Here is a 19,046-nt window from a genome sequence, read left to right as displayed (position 1 = left end):
CTATTTTTCCAGCCATTTTTTGCGCCGATCCCTCTGCAGCGCCGCGTGCGCTGCAGAATACCCGTTCGCGTTTGCGTTGATTTGATGTCATTAATGTATTACTGAACGGTCATGCAGTGATTGCTAAATATTGAATGGTTCTAAAGAGCAGAACGTCTTGTCCTAAACCATTCTCAGTGAGATTTCGATTTGGAGTAATTCAAAATGGCCAAGCATGAGCATGACGGTTCGGCCTGGGGTGCGGAAAACAAGGCGCGGGCCATACCGATGATTGGGGCGCAGCTTGATAGCCGCGACCTGTTTTCTGCCGGCCGGGTGATCACCATTGCCCATGGCGAGCAAGTCTACCAATTGCGGCTGACGTCGCAGGGCAAGCTGATCCTGACAAAATAGTGCGCCGCAACACCAATTGACCCCCGTGTTGCTCCACTTTGGATGCATTGTTCGTTAAGAAGACTTCCGCCATATCTAAAAAGCCGGCTATCTTTGTCATGGGTCCTGGCGAAAACATGCTGGCTCCGATGACCGGGAGCGGAAGACATGAAGCTCATCGACGCGCGCGCCTTGCGGCGCGGTCTTCAGGACGCCGGCGGGCTGGATCTGGTGGATGCGTCGCTGCGTGTGCCGGATTGCGATACGCTCGCCGCTTGGCCGGCGCTTGGCGCGCAGGGCGCGGAACATGCTTCTCGCCTGCTGATGCAGCGGATGGATCGCTCCGGCCTTGCGGCGGCTATCGTGACGACGCCCATCCAGGCTCTGATTTCTGACGTGCTTTACATGGTGGCGCATGCCCCCTCGCGCCTGCGGGCGGTCATTCCCGGCCATCCCTGGCTTGATGCTGGCATCCTGGGCGACCTCGCCCGACGCGGCGCAACGGCGATCGCCATCAACGGGGGCGCTCTCGCCGCCGCCGGCGAGGGCGCAGCCGGCACCTTGATGCGTCGACTCGCAGCCTTCGGCCTCCATTTGCATCTGACCGGGGACGATGCGGCGCGCGCCCTGCCATTCGCCCTGGGCCACGGCGTTCCCGTTATGATCGATCATCACCTTCATGGCGCGGTCGGCGCCGAAAGCGTGCCCGACGGTTCGGCGCGGATCGCTGACTATTTTGGACATGCCGACCTCTGGCTATGCCTGCGTGTCGCTCATGAGGCCACGGCCGGCGTGCTGGCCCGGGCGCGGGCGCACCTGCGCCCGCATCCGCCGCAGCGGATGGTCTGGGGCGGTGGGGCCGCAGGACCCGGTGCCGTCCTGTCCGCGCTGTCCACCCTGATTCCCGATGGGGCTGCCCTTGCCGGCGTTCTCGGCGGCAATGCGCGCTGGTTGGCCTTTGGCGCGGACCTCGATCGCGATACGTTCGGCGACGCCGCCTGACGCTGACTGCCGACGCGCGGGCATGACGTGCCTTTCTTCCGCCCATCTGCTCGGTCAGTGCAGGCGCAAGGGATGATGGCGGTGGCGAAGCGGGGAAGGGGCACTTTCCGGCGCGGGCGTTTCTGCTATGGTCCCGCGCCCTGAACGACCGGACCCGACTGAACGCATGGCCATCACCGAGCCCGCCGGCGCGCGCCGCCCCTGGGCCCTCGATATTGGGACGTCGCTGAGCGCGGCCCTCGATCGCGCAGCGGCGAGTCACGCGCGCGCCGTGTTCGCGCTGGTGGTGGTGGCTCTGCTCGCCTTCGTGCCTGGCATTTCCAGCATTTCTCCCATCGACCGCGACGAGGCCCGCTTCGCCCAGGCGACGAAGCAGATGCTGGAGAGCGGAAATTACGTGGACATCCGGTTCCACGATCAGGTCCGCTACAAGAAGCCGGCCGGCATCCACTGGCTGCAGGCCGCGAGCGTGACGCTCGGCGAGGCGGTGGTCGGACCCTCGGCCCGCTCTTCCATCGTCTTCTATCGCCTGCCGTCGCTGTTCGCCGCGATCGGCGCCGTGCTGCTGACCTATTGGGCGGCGCTCAACTTCGTCTCCCGGCGCGGCGCGCTGCTGGCGGGACTGATGATGGCGAGCTGCGTCCTTCTCGGCGTGGAAGCCCGCCTCGCCAAGACCGACGCGGTGCTTTTGTTCACCACGCTGTGCTCCATGGCGGTGCTGGCGCGCGTCTACATCCGGCCCGACAGCGACACCAAAGGCGATTTCGCCCGCGCCGCCGCGTTCTGGACCGGCCTCGGCGTCGGCATCATGGTGAAGGGGCCGATGGCCCCGCTGTTCCTCGGCCTGCCCATTCTCACCCTCGTGATCATCGAGCGCTCGGGTGGCTTCCTGCGCCGCCTCAAGCCGCTGCCGGGCCTGCTTTGGTGCGCGCTGATCTGCCTGCCTTGGTTCGTCGCGATCTATTTCGTCACCAACGGCGCCTTCTACAAGCTGGCGGTCGGGGTGGACATGCTGGGCAAGGTCACCGACGGCCAGGAAGGCCATTGGGGGCCGCCGGGCACCTATCTGCTTGCCATGTGGGGCACGTTCTGGCCGGCCATTGCCCTGGTCGCCATGGCGGTGCCGTTCGTCTGGCGCGCGCGCAAGGAACGCGCGGTGCGGTTCCTGCTGGCCTGGGTGGTTCCGGCCTGGATCGTGTTCGAGATCACCGCCACCAAGCTGCCGCACTATGTGCTTCCGCTTTATCCTGGCCTCGCCATCCTGGCCGCCCTCGCCATCGAGCGCGGCGCGCTGGTGGGGCAGGGCCGGCGGATGCGCGACTTCGCCAATCTCTGGCCGATCCTCGGCGGCCTGCTGCTGATCGCGCTCGTGGTCGGGTTTCATTATCTCGGCAGCGGGCTTGGCCTTGCCGCATGGCCGCTGCTGGCGCTGGCGCTGGTGCTGGTGCTGCTGGTGATCGCCGCGCGCAGCATCGCCGTCCCAGGTCCGCAAGGCGCGTTCCTGGTCGCCGTTGCCGGAGCGCTGTTGCTCTATTGGGGCGTCTATGGCGTCCTGCTGCCGCAGATGCGCGGCGTGTGGATTTCCCAGCGCCTGGCGGAGATCGTCCGCGTCAGCGGCTGTCCGGCGGCCAATGTGGCGACCGTGCCCTACCAGGAACCGAGCCTGGTGTTCCTGGTGGGCACCGACATCAAGTTCACCGATCCGCACCAGGCGGGGGATCTGCTGAAGAAGGGCGGCTGCGCCATCGCCTTCATCGGCGCTGACATGAAGCCGCTGTTCGAGGCCCATGCCCGCGACATCGGGCTCGCCTACCGGGCCACCGAAACCGTCGATGGATTCACCTATAACGGTGGGCGCAAGGTCAGCATCACCGTCTATCGGCCGGCGGAGGGCAAGCCGTGAGCGCCCCTTCGCCCGATGCCGGCGCGGCCCGCGGCCGCATGGCGCGTTTCGCCGTCGATGCCGGCATGACGCTGGCCGGCCTCCTGGCCTCCTGGCGCTATCTCTGGCAGCGGCGGGTGCGCGGCCCGCGCCCCCGGGTGGGGCTCGCGGGCGGCGTGGAGGGACTTGCCCTGGCCATCCTGGCGGTGAGCCTGATCGCCGCCTCCATGATCCTCCTCGACCCGCTGATTCCGGGCCTGCGGCTGCGCACGCCGATGTGGATCGTGCATTTCTTCGAGCGCATCACGGCGCTCGGCCTCGGTGGCGTGATCCTGTGGCCGCTCGGGCTGGCTCTGCTGGCGGTGCTGGCGGTCAAGCCGCATCTCGACGACATGGGCCGGCGCGTCGCCGCCGCCATGGTGGCGCGGCTCGGGTTCGTGTTCTTCAATGTCGCGGGCATCGGGCTGTTCGTTCTAGTGCTTAAATACCTTCTAGGCCGCGCGCGGCCCTATATGGCACTCCACCTTGCCGGGCCGAACGCCCAGCTCACGTTCGACTGGTTCGCGCTGCGCGCAGGGTTTTCCAGCTTTCCGTCCGGGCATAGCACGGTGGTGTTCGCCACTGCCCTCGCTCTGGCCGCGCTCTATCCACGCGCGCGGATCGCCTTGGTTGCCGTCGCGACGCTGGTCGCCGCGTCGCGCGTGGTGCTCGGTTCGCATTATCCCAGCGACGTGCTCGCCGGCGCCGCGCTGGCCTGCGTCTTCACCATCCTGACGGTCAAGCTGTTCGCGGCCCGCCGTCTGGTCTTCGCCGTGGCCGGGGACGGCGCCATTCGCCCCATGACGGGGCCGGGCGCACGCCGGCTGTCCCACCTTATCCCAACATCCGCTCGCGCATCGGCGCTTGAAGAGGCGAGATCTTGAATTCCCCCGTCCCCCTTTCCCCCGTGAACCCGCGCCTGTCCGTCGTCATCTCCGTGAAGGACGAGGCGGAGAACATCGCACCGCTGGTCGCCGAGATCGACGCCGCCCTGAAGGAGCCGTTCGAGCTGATCTTCGTGGACGATGGCTCGACCGACGCCACGCTTGCCGAATTGCACAAGGTTGCAGAGGGGCGGCCGTATCTGCGCATCCTGCGCCACGCCAAGGCCTGCGGGAAATCGGCCGGCGTCAACACCGGGGCCTGGGCGGCCACGGGAGAGATCCTGATGCTTCTGGACGGCGACGGGCAGAACAATCCGGTCCACCTGCCGGAGCTGCTGCGCCGCCTCGATGAGGGCGGCCCGCGGGTCGGCATGGCGCAGGGCGAGCGGCAGGGGCGCAAGGACACGGCCTTCAAGCGCGTCCAGTCGCGGATCGCGAATGCGGTGCGCGGGGGATTGCTGCAGGACGGAACCAAGGATACAGGGTGCGGCCTGAAAGTCGTGCGGCGCGAACTTTATCTGCGTCTGCCGGTCTTTGACGGGCTTCACCGCTTCACGCCCGCGCTGGTCGCGCGCGAAGGGTATGGCATCGTGACATGTCCGGTGGTGGACCGGCCGCGCTGGCACGGTAAATCCAAATACGGCTTCTTCGATCGCCTGTGGGTCGGCATCGCCGATCTGTTGGGGGTCTGGTGGCTGATCCGGCGCCGCCGCGTGCCGGAACTGGTGAAGGTTGATCCGAATGCTCGTTGAACTGGTCCAGGCCGCCGGGGATTATCTGCACGACGTGTTCGTCACGCAGCTGGACTGGTGGGTTGTCCTCGGGTTCGTCGCCCAGATCCTGTTCACCATGCGCTTTGTGGTGCAATGGCTTGCGAGCGAACGGGCAGGGCGGTCGGTGATCCCCTTCGCGTTCTGGACCTTCTCCCTCGGCGGCGGCACGCTGCTGCTGGTTTATGCGCTGTACCGCAAGGACCCTGTGTTCATCGCCGGGCAGGCGCTCTCCACCTTCATCTATATCCGCAACTTGCAGTTCGCCCTGCGCGAACGCCGGGCCGATCGCGCCTCGACCTGAGGGCGTTCCCCCCTCCCTAACCCTCCCCCGCACGCGGGAGAGGGGATGGAACGTATAGGGGAGGGGTTTTCGAAGCCCTGTTAAGAGGCCACGCCCCGCCCTATACCGACGCCATCTTGGCGAAGGCCTGATCGAGGTCCGCCATCAGGTCCGCCGGGCTTTCGAGCCCGATGTGGAGGCGCACTCCCGGCCCTTCGGCCTGCCATTTGGTCGCGGTGCGATAGGTGGAGCAGTCGAACGCGATGATCAGGCTTTCGTATCCACCCCAGGAATAGCCCATGCCGAACAGCTCGAGTGCATCGAAGAAGGCCGCGAGCGCCTGATCCGACACCGGCTTGAGGATGATGCTGAACAGGCCGGACGACCCCTTGAAATCGCGGGCCCAGATGGCGTGGCCGGGGTCGCTCTCCAGCCCAGGATGCAGCACCCGCGACACCTCGGGGCGGCCCTGCATCCAGCGGGCGATCGTCAGCGCCGAAGCTTGGTGCCGTTCCAGCCGAACGGCCATGGTGCGCAAGCCGCGCGAACCGAGGGCGGCGTCATCGGGGCTGATGCAGATTCCCATGTCGCCATGGGTATCGTGCACGCGCTTCCAACTCGCCCCGACTGCGGAAATAGTGCCGAGATTGAGGTCGGCATGCCCGCCGATATATTTCGTGCCGGCCTGGATCGAGATATTCACACCGAAATCGTGCGGCCTAAAGAACAGCGGCGTTGCCCAAGTATTGTCGATCAGCGTGGTGATGCCGCGCGCCCGCGCCACCGCCGTGATCGCCGGCACGTCCTGCATTTCGAAGCTTTGGGAGCCTGGAGCCTCAAGGAATATGGCGCGGGTGTTTTCCCGCACCAGTTGTGCGATCCCTGCCCCGGCGAGAGGGTCGTAATAGCTGACCTCCACGCCCATCCGCGCGAGTACGGTGTCGCAGAAACGCCGCGTCGGATAATAGGCCGTGTCGACCATCAACAAATGATCACCCGCGCCCACACTGCTCAGCAGGGCGATGGACACCGCCGAAAGGCCGGAAGGCGTGAGGACGACCCCATCGGAGCCTTCGAGGGATTTCAAAGCCGTTTCAAGGGCTTCGGTGGTGGGATTGCCACGCCGGCCGTAGCTGTAGCGCGCCCGGTGTGCCGCAAGGTCGGCATAGGTGGGATAGAGCACCGTGGAGCCCCGCACCACCGGCGGATTGACGAAGCCGTCGAAGCGGAAGGGATCGCGACCGAGGCGGACCACCTCGGTGTCTGGCTCGAAACTTGCTTTAGGTTGGGTGGGCGCCATCGGGTGCTCCGAATTGCCTAATCCTGCATCTGCCCACGCACGCGGCATGCTATTGACCACCCGGTCGCGAGGGATTGAGATGTATCCCATACGACGTCCAGGACGACGGCGTCGATCCCGAACCGCGGGACGTTGTCCGATTGGCTTCAGGTGCAACAAGAGAAGGGACCTTCCGTGAAACGCATCCTGTGTGCAGTGGCTGGATTGATCGCGCTTGGCGTCGGCGCGGGGCATGCCGCGACGCTTGAAGACGTAAAGGCACGCGGCTCTCTCAATTGCGGCGTGACGCAAGGACTTCCGGGATTCTCCAATCCCGACGACAAGGGCAATTGGACCGGCATCGACGTGGACTTCTGCCGCGCGGTGGCGGCGGCCATCTTCGGCGATGCCACCAAGGTGAAATACTCCCCGCTCTCGGCCAAGGATCGCTTCACCGCGCTCCAGTCGGGCGGCATCGACGTGCTCTCGCGCAACACCACCTGGACCATGTCGCGCGACACCACCCTCGGCTTCAACTTCGCCGGCGTGATGTATTACGACGGCCAGGGCTTCCTGGTGCGCAAGTCGCTGAACCTGAAGTCGGTCAAGGACTTGGCGGGCGCCTCCATCTGCGTGCAGACCGGCACCACCAATGAGCTGAACGTCGGCGACTATTTCCGCACCAACAATCTCAAGTATGAACTGATCGCGTTCGCCACCATCGACGAGACGGTGAAGGCCTATGATTCCGGCCGTTGCGACGCCTTCACCTCCGACCAGTCGCAGCTCTATTCGGTGCGGCTGAAGCTGACCAACGCCAATGACCACATGGTGTTGCCGGAAGTGATCTCCAAGGAGCCCCTCGGCCCCCTGGTGCGCCATGGTGACGACCAGTGGTTCGACCTCATCAAGTGGACCTATTTCGCCCTGCTGAATGCCGAGGAACTCGGCGTGACCAGCAAGAATGTGGACGAAATGGTCAATTCCCCCAATCCCGAGATCAAGCGTCTGCTGGGCTCGGACGGCAAGTATGGCGAGGCGATCGGCGTCCCCAACGACTGGGTCGTCAAGATCGTGAAGCAGGTTGGCAATTACGGCGAGATCTTCGACCGCAATCTCGGCCCCTCGACTCCCCTCGGCATCAATCGCGGCCTCAACAAGCTCTGGAACCAGGGCGGCCTGCAATACGGCATGCCCGTTCGCTGATCGCAACCGACCCGGCGCCGCGAGGCGCCGGGTCCCTCCGGTCCGGTTGGCCGGGCCGGTAGCGCCACGGCTGGGGGGCGGGACCTTCCTTCGACATTCACATCTTCCAAAAAGGGGCCGCAGAGTCCCGGATCTTGAGGGGCTAGATGACAGACGCACGCTGGTCGGAGCCCGCTCCGACGCGCCGGAAATGGTCGTGGACCGATCCGGCGCTCCGTTCCGCAGTGATCCAGATCACATTGGGCATCGCGCTCATCTGGCTGGTCTGGTCGTTCTTCGCCAATGCCCAGGCCAATCTGGCCCGGCAGGGCATCGCCTCCGGCTTCGGCTTCCTCGACAATTCCGCCGGCTTCGGCATTACGCAGACGCTCATCCCCTATTCGGAATCCATGAGCTATGGCCGCGCCTTCCTGGTGGGCCTGCTCAACACGCTGCTGGTGGCCGTTCTCGGCATCATCCTCGCCACCGTCATCGGCTTCCTCGTGGGCGTGGCGCGGCTCTCGGAAAACGTGGTCATCAAGGCGCTCGCGTCCGCATACGTGGAAGTCACGCGCAATCTGCCGCCGCTGTTCCAGATCCTGTTCTGGTACCTCGCGGTGCTTGCCACCATGCCGAACCCGCGCCAGAGCTGGGGCTTCGGCCTTCAGCCATTCCTCAATTCCATCGGTGATGCGTTCGGCGGGCTCGGCCTCGCCGGCGTGGCCACGAGCCTGCATGCGCTCGCAGCCAATGTGTCGCCGCCCGGCGTGTTCATCAACAATCGCGGCCTCGTGGTGCCGCGGCCTCTGTTCGAAAGCGGCTTCGGCTGGGTGGTGGTGGCCTTCTTAGCGGCCATCGTCGCCACTTTCCTGATCTCGCGATGGTCAAGGGCGCGCCAATTGGCGACCGGGCAGCAATTCCCGGTGTTCTGGACCGCGCTCGGCCTGATCGTGCTGTTACCGCTGGCGGTGTGCCTAGCGCTTGGCGTGCCGGTGACGCTGGAAACCCCGCACCTCCAAGGGTTCAACTTCGTTGGTGGCGTGCGGGTGATCCCGGAATTCGTGGCGCTGTTGCTGGCCCTGTCGATCTACACCGCCGGCTTCATCGCCGAGATCGTGCGCGCCGGCATCCTGGCGGTGTCGAAGGGACAGACCGAGGCGGCCAAATCGCTCGGCCTGCGCTCGGGGCCGACCTTGCGGCTGGTGGTCATTCCCCAGGCCATGCGGGTGATCGTTCCTCCGCTTACCAGCCAGTATCTCAACATCACCAAGAATTCGACGTTGGGCGTCGCGGTTGGCTATCCTGACCTGTTCGCCATCTTCGCCGGCACCACGCTGAACCAGACCGGCCAGGCGATCGAAATCATCGCCATCACCATGGCGGTCTATCTCACCATCTCCATCCTCACCTCGGCGCTGATGGGCTGGTACAACAAGCGCGTCGCGCTGGTGGAACGGTGAGGGCGCCATGAACACCGCAATCCCCTCCGCCCAGCAAATCGCCTATGTGGCTCCCAAGGACCTGCGCCCGCAGGAGCCGGCGCCGGTTTCCAATCGGGGCATCTACGGCTGGTCCCGCGCCCATCTGTTCGGCTCGGTCGGGCAGGTGCTGCTGACCCTGCTCGGCATCATCGTCATCTATGTCACCATCCCGCCGCTGCTGAAGTTCTTCATCTTCGACGCGGTGTGGACCGGCGCCGGCCGCGACGCGTGCCTGCCGGAGAAGATCGGCCGCCCCGTGGGGGCGTGCTGGCCGTTCATCTATGCCAAGTTCAACCAGATCCTCTACGGCTTCTATCCCGAGAGCGAACGCTGGCGGGTGAACATCGTCTATTTCCTCGGCGCTGCCCTGCTGGCCCCGCTGCTGTTCCCCAAGGTGCCGTACAAGCGGCTGAACGCGCTTGCTTTCTTCGGCATCTACCCGGTGATCTGCTTCGTCTTGCTCACCGGCGGCAACCTTTCGCTTAACAATTTCCTGCTGGGCGGCACCGGCCTCGATAACCTGCGCGGTTCGTTCGCCGGGCTGCGCCTGTCCTATTGGGTGCAGTTTGTCGTCGTGACCGGCATCGCCACCGGCATTGCAGCCCTGGCAGCCCCACTGTTCGGCGGCAGCCGCGGCGGTGCGGCACGGGGCACGCTCACCACGTTCGGCATTCTCGCCCTCGTGCTGCTGGCGGTGGACCTCGACTTCGGCCTGCAGGAGGTGGAAACCCGGCAATGGGGCGGGCTGCTCGTGACCCTCGTCATCGCGGTGACGGGCATCGTGGTCTCGCTGCCGCTCGGCATCCTGCTGGCGCTTGGGCGGCGCTCCAACCTGCCGCTCGTGAAGATCAGCTCGATCGTCTTCATCGAGTTCTGGCGCGGCGTGCCGCTCATCACGGTGCTGTTCTTCGCCACCTACATGCTGCCGCTGTTCCTGCCCGGTCGCTTCACCATCGACGGTCTGCTGCGCGCGCTGGTGGGCGTGGCGCTGTTCGCCTCGGCCTATATGGCGGAGGTGGTGCGCGGCGGCCTGCAGGCAATCCCCAAGGGCCAATATGAAGGCGCGCAGGCCATGGGGCTGCGCTCCGGCCTGATGATGCGGCTCGTCGTCCTGCCTCAGGCGCTGAAGCTGGTGATCCCGGGCATCGTCAACAACTTCATCGGCCTGTTCAAGGACACCACGCTGGTCCTGATCGTCTCGATCTTCGACCTGCTGGGCATCCTGCGCGCCTCGTTCACCGATCCGTCATGGGCGACGCCCACGACGCTGTTCACCGGCTTCGGCTTCGCCGGGATCGTCTATTTCGTCTTTTGCTACGGCATGTCCCGGTATTCGATGGCGCTTGAAAAGCGGCTCGACCGGTCCAACCGTCATTGAGGGAGAGTGTCATGTCGTCTTCCGTGTCTCCCACCCCAGATCCCCTCATCGCCGAGGTCGAGGCGAGCGCGCCCGCCATCGCCGTGGAACTGGTCTCCGTCAACAAATGGTACGGCGATTTCCACGTGCTGCGGGACATCAACCTCACCGTGAAACGCGGCGAGCGGATTGTGGTCTGCGGGCCCTCCGGCTCCGGCAAATCCACCATGATCCGCTGCATCAACCGCCTGGAAGAACATCAGAAAGGCCGGATCGTCGTCGACGGCATCGAGCTGACCAACGACCTCAAGCGCATCGACGAGGTGCGCCGCGAGGTGGGCATGGTGTTCCAGCACTTCAACCTGTTCCCGCACCTCACCATCCTGGAAAACTGCACCCTCGCCCCCATGTGGGTTCGCAAGATGCCGAAGCGGGAAGCGGACGAAGTGGCGATGCACTTCCTCACGAAGGTGAAGATCCCCGAGCAGGCGAACAAATATCCCGGCCAGCTCTCCGGCGGCCAGCAGCAGCGCGTGGCCATCGCCCGCGCGCTGTGCATGCGCCCGCGCATCATGTTGTTCGACGAGCCCACCTCGGCCCTCGACCCGGAAATGGTGAAGGAGGTTCTCGACACCATGGTGAGCCTCGCCGAGGAAGGCATGACCATGCTGTGTGTGACCCACGAAATGGGCTTCGCGCGGCAGGTGGCGGACCGGGTGATCTTCATGGATGCTGGCCAGATCATCGAGATGAACGAACCGAACACGTTCTTCTCCAATCCCCAGCACGAGCGCACCAAGCTGTTTCTCTCGCAGATTCTGCACTGAGGACGGCGAAAGGCCGGGCGCGACGAACCTTACGCCGCGTCCGGCGTTACATCTCCGAGTAGAAACGGAGACGTGACATGGAAGACCAGACAGAACGCCGTGAAGAAGCCGCCTTCCGCGCGCCCGACCAGCGCGGGGGCGATGGGCAGGTCGTGAAGACCGCGACCAAGGCAAGGCAGGGCCTTTCCTCAGGCCGCATCGTCACCATCCTCGCCGTCGGGCTGGTGCTGGTGATTATCGGCTTCGCCGCGAGCTACATGACCTCGGTGTGATGACGCCCCGGTGCGCCCGGCCCAGTCTGGCGCACCGCTCCTGCCGTGCTAAGAAGGGGCGCACCGGCGCTCCCTTCCGTGCGTCGTGACGCGCACGAGGCACGCGAACCATGGCTCGGGTCTATCTTGCAGGGCCGGACGTGTTCCGGCTGGATGCCGGTTCCCATTACCAGGAGCTGGTGGCTCTGTGCGCCGCCCATGGCTTGCAGGCCCTGCATCCCTTCGACGCCAGTGATCAGGCGCAAGAGATGTCCTCGGCGGCCATCCGCGCCCGCTGCATCGCCCAGATCCACCGCTCGGATGCGATCATCGCCAATATCACACCGTTTCGTGGCGCCCATATGGACCCCGGCACCGCGTGGGAGCTGGGCTATGGGGAAGCCCGGGGCCTGCAGGTGTTCCTCTGGACCGAGGATGCCCGCCCCATGACGGAGCGGATCTCTGCCTCGGCGGGTGAAAATGGCCTGCGCGATGCCGACGGCCATCTGGTGGAGGATTTCGGCCACCCGGAAAACCTCATGATCGCCCACCCCGGCGTGCCCGTTGCTCACCACCCCCGCGAGGCGATTGCGGCGGCGGCGGAGTATCTCCACCGCATGGAGCGCGCACGCGCGCTGCGCCTCGGGCTCGGATCGAAGATCGCCATCGCCCTCGTCGCCTCGTTCGTGATCCGCTTCGTCGTCAACCGCCTCGTCGGCTGGTAGGACAAGCCCTGCGTCAGCTCTTGCGCTGGCCCACGAGCGCGAACATGGCGCCCTGCGGATCGAGCGCCTGCAGGATGAACGCGCCGCCGGGAACTTCCATGGGGCCGTTGACGATCTGTCCACCGCCCGCCTTCACCCGCTCCAGCGCCGCGTCGATGTCCACCACGTTAAAATAATAGAGCCAGAACGGCATGGGCACCGCATCCGGCTTGGTGAACATGCCGCCGAAGGCGCGGCCATCCAGGCCGAACAATTGGTAGATGCCGATGGGGCCCATATCGACCGGCTGGTCCTTCTGCCAGCCGAACAGTTCGGCATAGAAGGGCAGGGCGGTCTGCCACTCCTTGGCGAGCAGTTCGTGCCACCCGATCAGGCCCGGGGCGAACGGCTCGGCGGGCAGGGGATGGGCGCCTTGATCCGCCCATGTGAACAGGGAAAGCACTGCGCCCTGGGGATCCGCGATGACCGCGAACCGGCCGACGCCGGGCACGTCCTTGGGCGAGACATGGACCGCCCCGCCGAGCTTCTTCGCCTGTTCGACCGTCGCCTCCAGATCGTCCACATGAACGTAGCCGATCCAGTTCGGCGGCACCCCCATGTCACTCACCTCCTGGGGCAAGGTCATGAGGCCGCTCACCGGCCGTTCCGCGTTGGTGAACAAGGTATAGGGCATCTGCGGCATGTCCTGCTTGCGGGCACCCCAGCCGACGACCGCGCTATAGAAGGCGGTGGCCGCCTCCATGTCGGTGGTCATCAGTTCGTACCAGACGAAGTGGCCGTTCAGCGAAGCCATGGGCGGTCCTCCTTTGGCGCCGCATTCGGCGGCGCTTGGTGTTGTTTCAGTCTACGTCCGGGCGACGGTGGCTTTATGACTTGCGCCGGGCGCATGGTTCACGACTTGCGGATGCGGCACTTGGTGGGCGCGTGCTCCAGCATCAGCCCGGTGGCTGCGGCGAGTTCGTCGAACGCCCTGCGGACGCCGGGAAAATGCCCGTCGAGCCGGTAATCGTCGCCGATCAGAATGCCGCCAGGCTCCAGCAGCGGCCACCATTGGTTCAGGTCGGAGCTTACCGAACGATAATCATGCCCGGCATCGATATGCAGCATCTGGGCGCTGATCTTGCGGGCCCGCAGCAGAACGCCGGCATTGACGCTGTCGAGCGGGAGCGGCAGCACATAAGGCTCAAGACCCTCGCGGATGATATTGGCCATGAAGGTGCGATAGAGGCTCGGATAGCCTTGCGCGATGCGCAGGCTCGCGAACATCGCGGGGTCGGCCCAGTGCTCGGCGCTGCCGAGCCAGGTATCCACAGCCAGCACAACCCCGTTCAGCCCGAGGTCGCGGATCGCCTTGGCCAGGGTTATGACGGAGCCTCCCTTCCAGGCGCCGATCTCGATGACCAGCGCCGGCTGCACCTCGCGCACGCTCTGCGCGAGATAGGGGTGGGTCGAACCCCAGCCCTGGGTATCCACGGGGATGCCGCTTGGGTCAAAGCTCGAGAAGGGGTCGTTGCCGTGCCACAATTTTTGCACCAGTTCGGCTCGTACGTCGCTCATTCCCGGCCTTGTCTCCTGTTGCAATGCGCCAGCTTACAGGAAGACGGCGTCCTTCAGGACTCCGGCGATGAGACGTTCCGGCGCTCTCGACGCGGATGGTCCGCTTGAGGTAAGAGGCACGAATGCGTCGCGCGCCGGTTCAGTCCTGCCGCCGCATGCGCCTGGCACAACCGCGGGCGAGCAGCCCCTATGCGTTGGCTCGCACCGGGGCAGGGAAGGGTGGCCGAGTGGTTTAAGGCAGCGGTCTTGAAAACCGCCGTGGGGGCAACCCCACCGTGGGTTCGAATCCCACCCCTTCCGCCAGCCCCGCCGATTCTACGCTGTGGCGCGATACTCTACGCCATGGACGCCTAATCGCCGCCGATTGCCGTATAGCGTGTCAAGGCGCATGTCGTTCATTTCAAACCTCCCGGTTGAGACAGAAGAACGAGAGCGCAGCGCCAAGAAACAACAGCACCACCGCGACAATGACCGAGAGATGCATGCCATGCATGAACGCGGACGGTGCTGTCTCGCGCACGAAATAGCCGCACGCCGCGACGCCGAGCATGCCGCCCACTTGCCGCGCCGTGTTGAGAACACCCGACGCGATGCCAGCCCGTGATGGATCGACTGAGGAGAGCGTCACATTCGTCATCGTCGGCACCATCAGCGCGATGCCGCTCGCCGCCATCAGCATCGGCACGGCCAGTTGCCAATAGGAACCGCTGACACTGACCGGGAGCAACAGAAGATATCCGACCGCTGCCAGAAGGAGGCCGAACACCATGAGCCGGCGCGCGCCAAGGCGTGTGATCAATCGGCCTGCGATGATGTTCATGACCATAAGGACAATGGTCATCGGCAGGAAGGCGATGCCGGTTTCCTGCGGTGACAGGTGTTGTTCCAGTTGAAAGAACAGGCTGAAGACGAAGATCAGGCCATAATAGGCGAAGTTGACGATGACGCCGGTGATCGAGGCGATCGAGAAGGCCGAACTGGAGAAGAATGACAGTGGCAGCATCGGTGCGCGGCTGCGCGCCTCGATCAGGAGGAAGCATGTTGCGGCGAGGATGGCTACGGTAAGGGTCACGAGAATCCGTGGGTGCGTCCAACCAAGGTGCGCCGCGTCCGTCAGCGCTGTTGTCAGCGATGCGAGTGCAATGATGGCGGCGGCCTGCCCAGGCAGATCGAGCGAGCGGCCCTCGTTCTTGGGACTTGGCGCGGAATAGCGCAGGACCAGGACCAAGCCGGCCAGCCCGACCGGAATATTGATCAGGAAAACGCTGCGCCAGCCAAAATGCGTCACCAGAAAGCCACCGACCACCGGGCCGGCCGCCAGCGCAATGCCGCCTGCGGCCCCCCACCAGCCGACCGCGCGGTTCCGCTGTTCCTTGTCGGGAAATGCTTGCTGCAGCAACGACAATGAGTTCGGAACCAGCAGCGCGGCGCCAACACCTTGCGCGAGCCGCGCCCCGACCAGCGTCGCCAGCGTCGGCGCCAGACCGCAAGCAAGCGACGCGAGCGTGAAGAGAACGAAGCCGGTAATAAAGACAGTGCGCGCGCCGAAGCGGTCGCCCAGGGCTCCTGCCATCAGCAGCAGGGCTGCAAAGATCAGCGTATAGGCATTGACGACCCATTGGAGGCCGGCGACGTCGGTGGAGAAGCTTGTGCGCAAGGCTTCGAGCGCGACGTTGACAACACTGACGTCGAGAAGAACGACCACGAAGCCAAGCGCAGCGGCTGCGAGCGTGATGCGTGGGTGCATGGGGTGAGAGACAGACATCGAGACAACCTTGAGATGATTTGTCTCGAAACTACGCTTGCGATTTCTGTGCGAAAATTCGGTATATATGCCAGTGACACCTGAGAAATCGCACAGATGGCTGATTGGGAAAATCTTCGGCATTTCCTTGCGGTGGCGCGCAGCGGCACCCTGTCAGGCGCGGCGCGCGCCTTGAAGGTGGACCACGCCACGGTCAGCCGACGGCTGGCGGCGCTCGAAGCCGAACTGGATGTGGTGCTGGTCGATCGTCTGCCGCGATCCTGTCGCCTGACGACGATTGGCCAGCAGGTCTTCGATCAAGCTGTCACGATGGAAAGCGCTGCGGACGGCGTTGCCCGGATCGCCCAGGCTGCGCATACGCCGCTTATCGGCAAGGTCACGCTCAGCGCTCCACCTGTGCTGGCGGCGCATCTGCTGGCGCAGCATCTCGCGCACTTCCGATCTCGCTATCCGGATATCCGTCTTTCTCTCGCGGCGCAGGCGCAGCAGGTTTCGCTCAGCCGCAGGGAAGCGGATGTGGCTCTCCGGTTGGTACGGCCCGAGGAAACCGGCAGCTTCGCACGAAAACTCGGGACGATGGCCTTCGGTCTCTACGCGCGCCGCGACTATGCGCATCGCGATGTGCCTGATCGATGGCAGTTCATCGCTTACGACGAGAGTTTTGAGGACATGCCGCAGCAGAAATGGTTGCTCGGCATTGCCGGCGCACGGCCGGTCGCGTGCGAGTTGAACGACATCAGCGGGCATCTCATTGCAGCGCGGGCCGGCGCAGGCATCGCCGGGCTGCCCTGCTTTTTGGGAGACACCGACCCGGACCTCATACGGATCGGGGAGGATGTTCCATCCTTCTCTCGGGACATCTGGCTCGTCGTCCATCGGGATTTGCGCAAGACGCCTTCCGTCCGCGCCGTGATGGATTTCGTCGCCGCGCTGATCGCTCAGCATGGCGGCTTTTTCGCGCGATGAGGGCCGCCCTTGCTCGTATGACAGCAGGTATCGGGGCGGCAGCCCCGTCTTCGGGTCTATCATCATCGGATCTCCGGTCGGGTTCGAGCGGGCTACCGGCGTCGGCAGCGGGCTATGGCGAACCGTGGCGGAGAAACGGCGGCTTGCAGCGTGCCGGAATCAGGGGGGTACGATTCCGGCACTCCGCCATCGGATCATGGGGTGATTCCTGGAGGTGAACGCGACGCCGGAAGAATGAGGCGTAAGATGATCGGTCGGCACTGCAACTCAGACCCCCGGAGGGAGTTTGGAGCGCATCATCTCCCTGCGATTGAGCTTGCGGCCGTCCACAATGAAAGTGCCGTCGCCAACGGCGTGCAGCATGCGCTTCTCCTTGCGCGCTTCGTCAAAATAGGCTGCGACGCCCTCCATCACGACAATGTTGTGTCGCTCAATGATGTCTGCGACGCGACATTCGATATTCGCCAGACATTCCTTGATGAGCGGGGCTCCAACATGCTTTCCGGGTAGAGCCGTGAGGCCGAACTTCTGAAACTTGTCGGTGTCCTCGCCAGAGCAGGTTCCGATTCCGACGACGATGTCGATCATGTCCACTGTCGGGATCGAGATCACGCATTCCCGTGACGATTGCAAAGCGGCGTAGGAATAGTTCCATGCACCTGTGGTAATTGCGAATTCCGCTGAAAATCCCATGACCATGGTCCATGTTATGGTCATGACATTGTTTTTTCCGCCGTCATTCGTCGTCACGAGAACAACAGGTCCAGGCTCGATCAAGGTGAAGGCTTTTTCAAGCGCAAGAGTATGCATGTCGTGATCCTTCGCCGTGGCGCAACAACACTATACACGCTCTCGCCGGATGCTCATTTCCGGTTTTGTCGTCCGCTAGGCTGCGGCAGGCGAACTGGGTAGCGCAACAGGTCACGATAGCCGCCGCGCATGTAATGGAGACCGTCGGCGACCAGACGTCGAATCTGGTTCTTGCGCGGGTCGGTTTCCCAATCCGCCTTGCGTCCGTGGAAGCCGAGAAGCGCTTCGGCTATCTGACGATAGCTGGCGCTATCAAGCTTTCCGTCCAGCGCCCGCAATGTGAGAACATGGTGGCCGCGGGTCTGTGGCGGAAAGTCGGTGCGCCAGTCGCCAGGCCGGCGGCGCCCGAGCGCACGCCAGAAGCGCAACGGCGCTGCAATGCGTAGCTCCAGCAGCATGTCGAGCGGAAGCACGACGCAGAAGGTGCCATGACCATGCCATGCATCGTCCGCGGCGCTACGGAGATCGAGACCGGGAAACTCTGCCAGATCGGCCGCGTATCCTTCATTCCCTCCGTCGCGTCGACCAGGCGCGGACGTGACGGTAACGGGTTTCGTTGTCGAGGGCTTCACGCCCGCTGATCTGGTGAGAGTTGCCAAGCAACCCCCCCGGCGTGAGCGGCAGCGGGAGACGGGCGAACAATATCTGACCGGGATACGCAAAGCCGCAAGGTCCGAAAGCAGTAATCCCGATCTCGAGTTGCGCGGCATAAGACAGCCTTTCGGCACAAGGAAGGGAGTGCCGCTCGTGCAGCACCCGCCCTCATGGGTTAGATGGTCTGGCCGCCGGACACCTCGATGCGCTGGCCGTTGACCCAGCGGTTGTCCGGGCCGAGCAGGCTTGCCACCATCGGGCCGATATCATCGGGCAGGCCGACGCGGCCGAGCGCGGTCATGCCGGAGAAAGTCGTGTTGTAATCAGGAATGTCGCGGACTGCGCCGCCCAGGAAGTCGGTCTCGATCGCGCCCGGCGCCACGGTGTTGGCGGTGATGCCGCGGGCACCCAGTTCCTTCGCCATGTAGACCGTGAGGATCTCCACCGCGCCCTTGGCGGCGGAATAGGCCGAGAAGCCGGGGAACGACACGCGGGTCAGTCCTGTCGAGAAATTGATGATGCGGCCACCGTCGGCCAGCACTGGCAGCAGTGCCTGCGTCAGGAAGAATACGCCCTTGACGTGTACGGCGAACAGCTTGTCGAACTGCTCCTCGGTGGTGGCGGCGAAGTCCGCCATCTCACCATGGCCGGCATTGTTGACGAGGTGGTCGAGCGCGTCCCGGCCCCAGGTGGCGGACAGAGCGCCGTGTAGCGCTTCCACGAAGGCAGGGAAGGTCGAGACGTTCCCGGTGTCGAGCTGCAACGCGACGGCCTTGCGGCCCAGCGCCTCGATCTCGGCAACGACTGCATCCGCGTTGTCCTTGCCGCGGCGATAGGTGAGGATCACGTCGCCGCCGTGGCGGGCGACGCTGATGGCGGTGTTGCGGCCGAGGCCGCGACTGCCGCCGGTCACGAGAGAAATAGTGGTCATGGGTGCCTCCGGTTGGTGTCGCAGCGTTATGCATCACTCGCACCGGATGATGTTGCGCGATCGTCCCTAAAACTTGCCTGATTGTC

The 19,046-nt window shown here is 64.5% G+C and carries 20 protein-coding genes and 1 tRNA gene; 14 read left to right on the top strand and 7 right to left on the bottom strand.

Annotated elements, in window-relative coordinates; all coding sequences use genetic code 11:
• Positions 1-204 precede the first annotated feature (204 nt).
• From hemP to V5F77_RS21150, 6 genes are all read left to right on the top strand, one after another.
• Positions 205-393 carry a hemin uptake protein HemP gene (hemP, locus tag V5F77_RS21175; RefSeq protein ID WP_429007332.1) on the top strand — a complete coding sequence of 63 codons (189 nt, stop codon included), beginning with the start codon at positions 205-207 and terminating at the stop codon, positions 391-393.
• 147 nt (positions 394-540) lie between these two features.
• Positions 541-1,374 carry a hypothetical protein gene (locus tag V5F77_RS21170; protein WP_429007331.1) on the top strand — a complete coding sequence of 278 codons (834 nt, stop codon included), beginning with the start codon at positions 541-543 and terminating at the stop codon, positions 1,372-1,374.
• 166 nt (positions 1,375-1,540) lie between these two features.
• The gene (locus V5F77_RS21165) at positions 1,541-3,277 is read left to right on the top strand and encodes an ArnT family glycosyltransferase (protein WP_429007330.1); all 1,737 of its coding nucleotides are present in this window, start codon (positions 1,541-1,543) and stop codon (positions 3,275-3,277) included.
• The gene (locus V5F77_RS21160) at positions 3,274-4,179 is read left to right on the top strand and encodes a phosphatase PAP2 family protein (protein WP_429007329.1); all 906 of its coding nucleotides are present in this window, start codon (positions 3,274-3,276) and stop codon (positions 4,177-4,179) included. The genes V5F77_RS21165 and V5F77_RS21160 overlap by 4 nt, the downstream gene beginning before the upstream one ends.
• A complete protein-coding gene (locus tag V5F77_RS21155) occupies positions 4,176-4,931 on the top strand; it encodes a glycosyltransferase family 2 protein (RefSeq protein ID WP_429007328.1) in 756 nt (251 codons plus the stop codon). Before V5F77_RS21160 ends, V5F77_RS21155 begins: the two co-directional genes overlap by 4 nt.
• A complete protein-coding gene (locus V5F77_RS21150; RefSeq protein ID WP_429007327.1) occupies positions 4,921-5,253 on the top strand; it encodes a lipid-A-disaccharide synthase N-terminal domain-containing protein in 333 nt (110 codons plus the stop codon). Before V5F77_RS21155 ends, V5F77_RS21150 begins: the two co-directional genes overlap by 11 nt.
• A gap of 100 nt (positions 5,254-5,353) precedes the next feature.
• Here the strand turns inward: V5F77_RS21150 and metC are convergent, their stop codons facing one another.
• The gene (gene metC / locus V5F77_RS21145) at positions 5,354-6,532 is read right to left on the bottom strand and encodes a cystathionine beta-lyase (protein WP_429007326.1); all 1,179 of its coding nucleotides are present in this window, start codon (positions 6,530-6,532) and stop codon (positions 5,354-5,356) included.
• A 174-nt stretch (positions 6,533-6,706) separates the two neighbouring features.
• Between metC and V5F77_RS21140 the strand changes: the two genes are divergently transcribed.
• The 6 genes from V5F77_RS21140 to V5F77_RS21115 all read left to right on the top strand — a co-directional run bounded on the left by V5F77_RS21140 (position 6,707) and on the right by V5F77_RS21115 (position 12,337).
• Positions 6,707-7,717, top strand: a complete 1,011-nt coding sequence (locus tag V5F77_RS21140; RefSeq protein ID WP_429007325.1) for an amino acid ABC transporter substrate-binding protein — start codon at positions 6,707-6,709, stop codon at positions 7,715-7,717.
• 146 nt (positions 7,718-7,863) lie between these two features.
• Positions 7,864-9,156 (top strand): amino acid ABC transporter permease, encoded by a 1,293-nt coding sequence (locus V5F77_RS21135; protein WP_429007324.1) that lies wholly within the window; start codon positions 7,864-7,866, stop codon positions 9,154-9,156.
• Between the two features lie 7 nt (positions 9,157-9,163).
• A complete protein-coding gene (locus V5F77_RS21130; protein WP_429007323.1) occupies positions 9,164-10,555 on the top strand; it encodes an amino acid ABC transporter permease in 1,392 nt (463 codons plus the stop codon).
• A gap of 11 nt (positions 10,556-10,566) precedes the next feature.
• Positions 10,567-11,361, top strand: a complete 795-nt coding sequence (locus tag V5F77_RS21125; RefSeq protein WP_429007322.1) for an amino acid ABC transporter ATP-binding protein — start codon at positions 10,567-10,569, stop codon at positions 11,359-11,361.
• A gap of 77 nt (positions 11,362-11,438) precedes the next feature.
• Positions 11,439-11,633 carry a hypothetical protein gene (locus tag V5F77_RS21120; RefSeq protein ID WP_429007321.1) on the top strand — a complete coding sequence of 65 codons (195 nt, stop codon included), beginning with the start codon at positions 11,439-11,441 and terminating at the stop codon, positions 11,631-11,633.
• A gap of 110 nt (positions 11,634-11,743) precedes the next feature.
• Positions 11,744-12,337, top strand: coding sequence for a nucleoside 2-deoxyribosyltransferase (locus tag V5F77_RS21115; RefSeq protein ID WP_429007320.1), 594 nt, complete (start codon positions 11,744-11,746; stop codon positions 12,335-12,337).
• A gap of 13 nt (positions 12,338-12,350) precedes the next feature.
• Here V5F77_RS21115 and V5F77_RS21110 read toward each other — a convergent pair whose 3' ends face one another.
• On the bottom strand, positions 12,351-13,130 hold the full coding sequence (locus V5F77_RS21110; RefSeq protein ID WP_429007319.1) for a VOC family protein: 780 nt from the start codon (positions 13,128-13,130) through the stop codon (positions 12,351-12,353).
• Between the two features lie 98 nt (positions 13,131-13,228).
• A complete protein-coding gene (locus V5F77_RS21105; protein WP_429007318.1) occupies positions 13,229-13,894 on the bottom strand; it encodes a class I SAM-dependent methyltransferase in 666 nt (221 codons plus the stop codon).
• 213 nt (positions 13,895-14,107) lie between these two features.
• Between V5F77_RS21105 and V5F77_RS21100 the strand changes: the two genes are divergently transcribed.
• Positions 14,108-14,197 (top strand) — tRNA-Ser (locus tag V5F77_RS21100).
• 97 nt (positions 14,198-14,294) lie between these two features.
• Here the strand turns inward: V5F77_RS21100 and V5F77_RS21095 are convergent.
• Positions 14,295-15,782, bottom strand: coding sequence for an MFS transporter (locus V5F77_RS21095; RefSeq protein ID WP_429007317.1), 1,488 nt, complete (start codon positions 15,780-15,782; stop codon positions 14,295-14,297).
• On the opposite strand from V5F77_RS21095, the gene V5F77_RS21090 reads away from it, so the two are divergent.
• Positions 15,756-16,625 carry a LysR family transcriptional regulator gene (locus tag V5F77_RS21090; RefSeq protein WP_429007316.1) on the top strand — a complete coding sequence of 290 codons (870 nt, stop codon included), beginning with the start codon at positions 15,756-15,758 and terminating at the stop codon, positions 16,623-16,625. The two genes, V5F77_RS21095 and V5F77_RS21090, sit on opposite strands and share 27 nt — an antisense overlap.
• A 267-nt stretch (positions 16,626-16,892) precedes the next feature.
• Here the strand turns inward: V5F77_RS21090 and V5F77_RS21085 are convergent, their stop codons facing one another.
• The 3 genes from V5F77_RS21085 to V5F77_RS21075 all read right to left on the bottom strand — a co-directional run bounded on the left by V5F77_RS21085 (position 16,893) and on the right by V5F77_RS21075 (position 18,960).
• Positions 16,893-17,435 (bottom strand): flavin reductase family protein, encoded by a 543-nt coding sequence (locus V5F77_RS21085; protein WP_429007315.1) that lies wholly within the window; start codon positions 17,433-17,435, stop codon positions 16,893-16,895.
• 53 nt (positions 17,436-17,488) lie between these two features.
• Positions 17,489-18,034, bottom strand: coding sequence for a DUF2285 domain-containing protein (locus V5F77_RS21080; protein WP_429007314.1), 546 nt, complete (start codon positions 18,032-18,034; stop codon positions 17,489-17,491).
• A 170-nt stretch (positions 18,035-18,204) separates the two neighbouring features.
• Complete coding sequence (locus V5F77_RS21075) at positions 18,205-18,960, bottom strand: SDR family NAD(P)-dependent oxidoreductase (RefSeq protein ID WP_429007313.1); 756 nt, start codon at positions 18,958-18,960, stop codon at positions 18,205-18,207.
• Positions 18,961-19,046: the final 86 nt, after the last annotated feature.

The organism is Roseixanthobacter psychrophilus (assembly GCF_043195195.1).
GTDB lineage: Bacteria > Pseudomonadota > Alphaproteobacteria > Rhizobiales > Xanthobacteraceae > NCEH01.
Note: the sequence above shows the minus strand (reverse complement) of the source record. Positions and strands in the feature narration are given on the sequence as shown.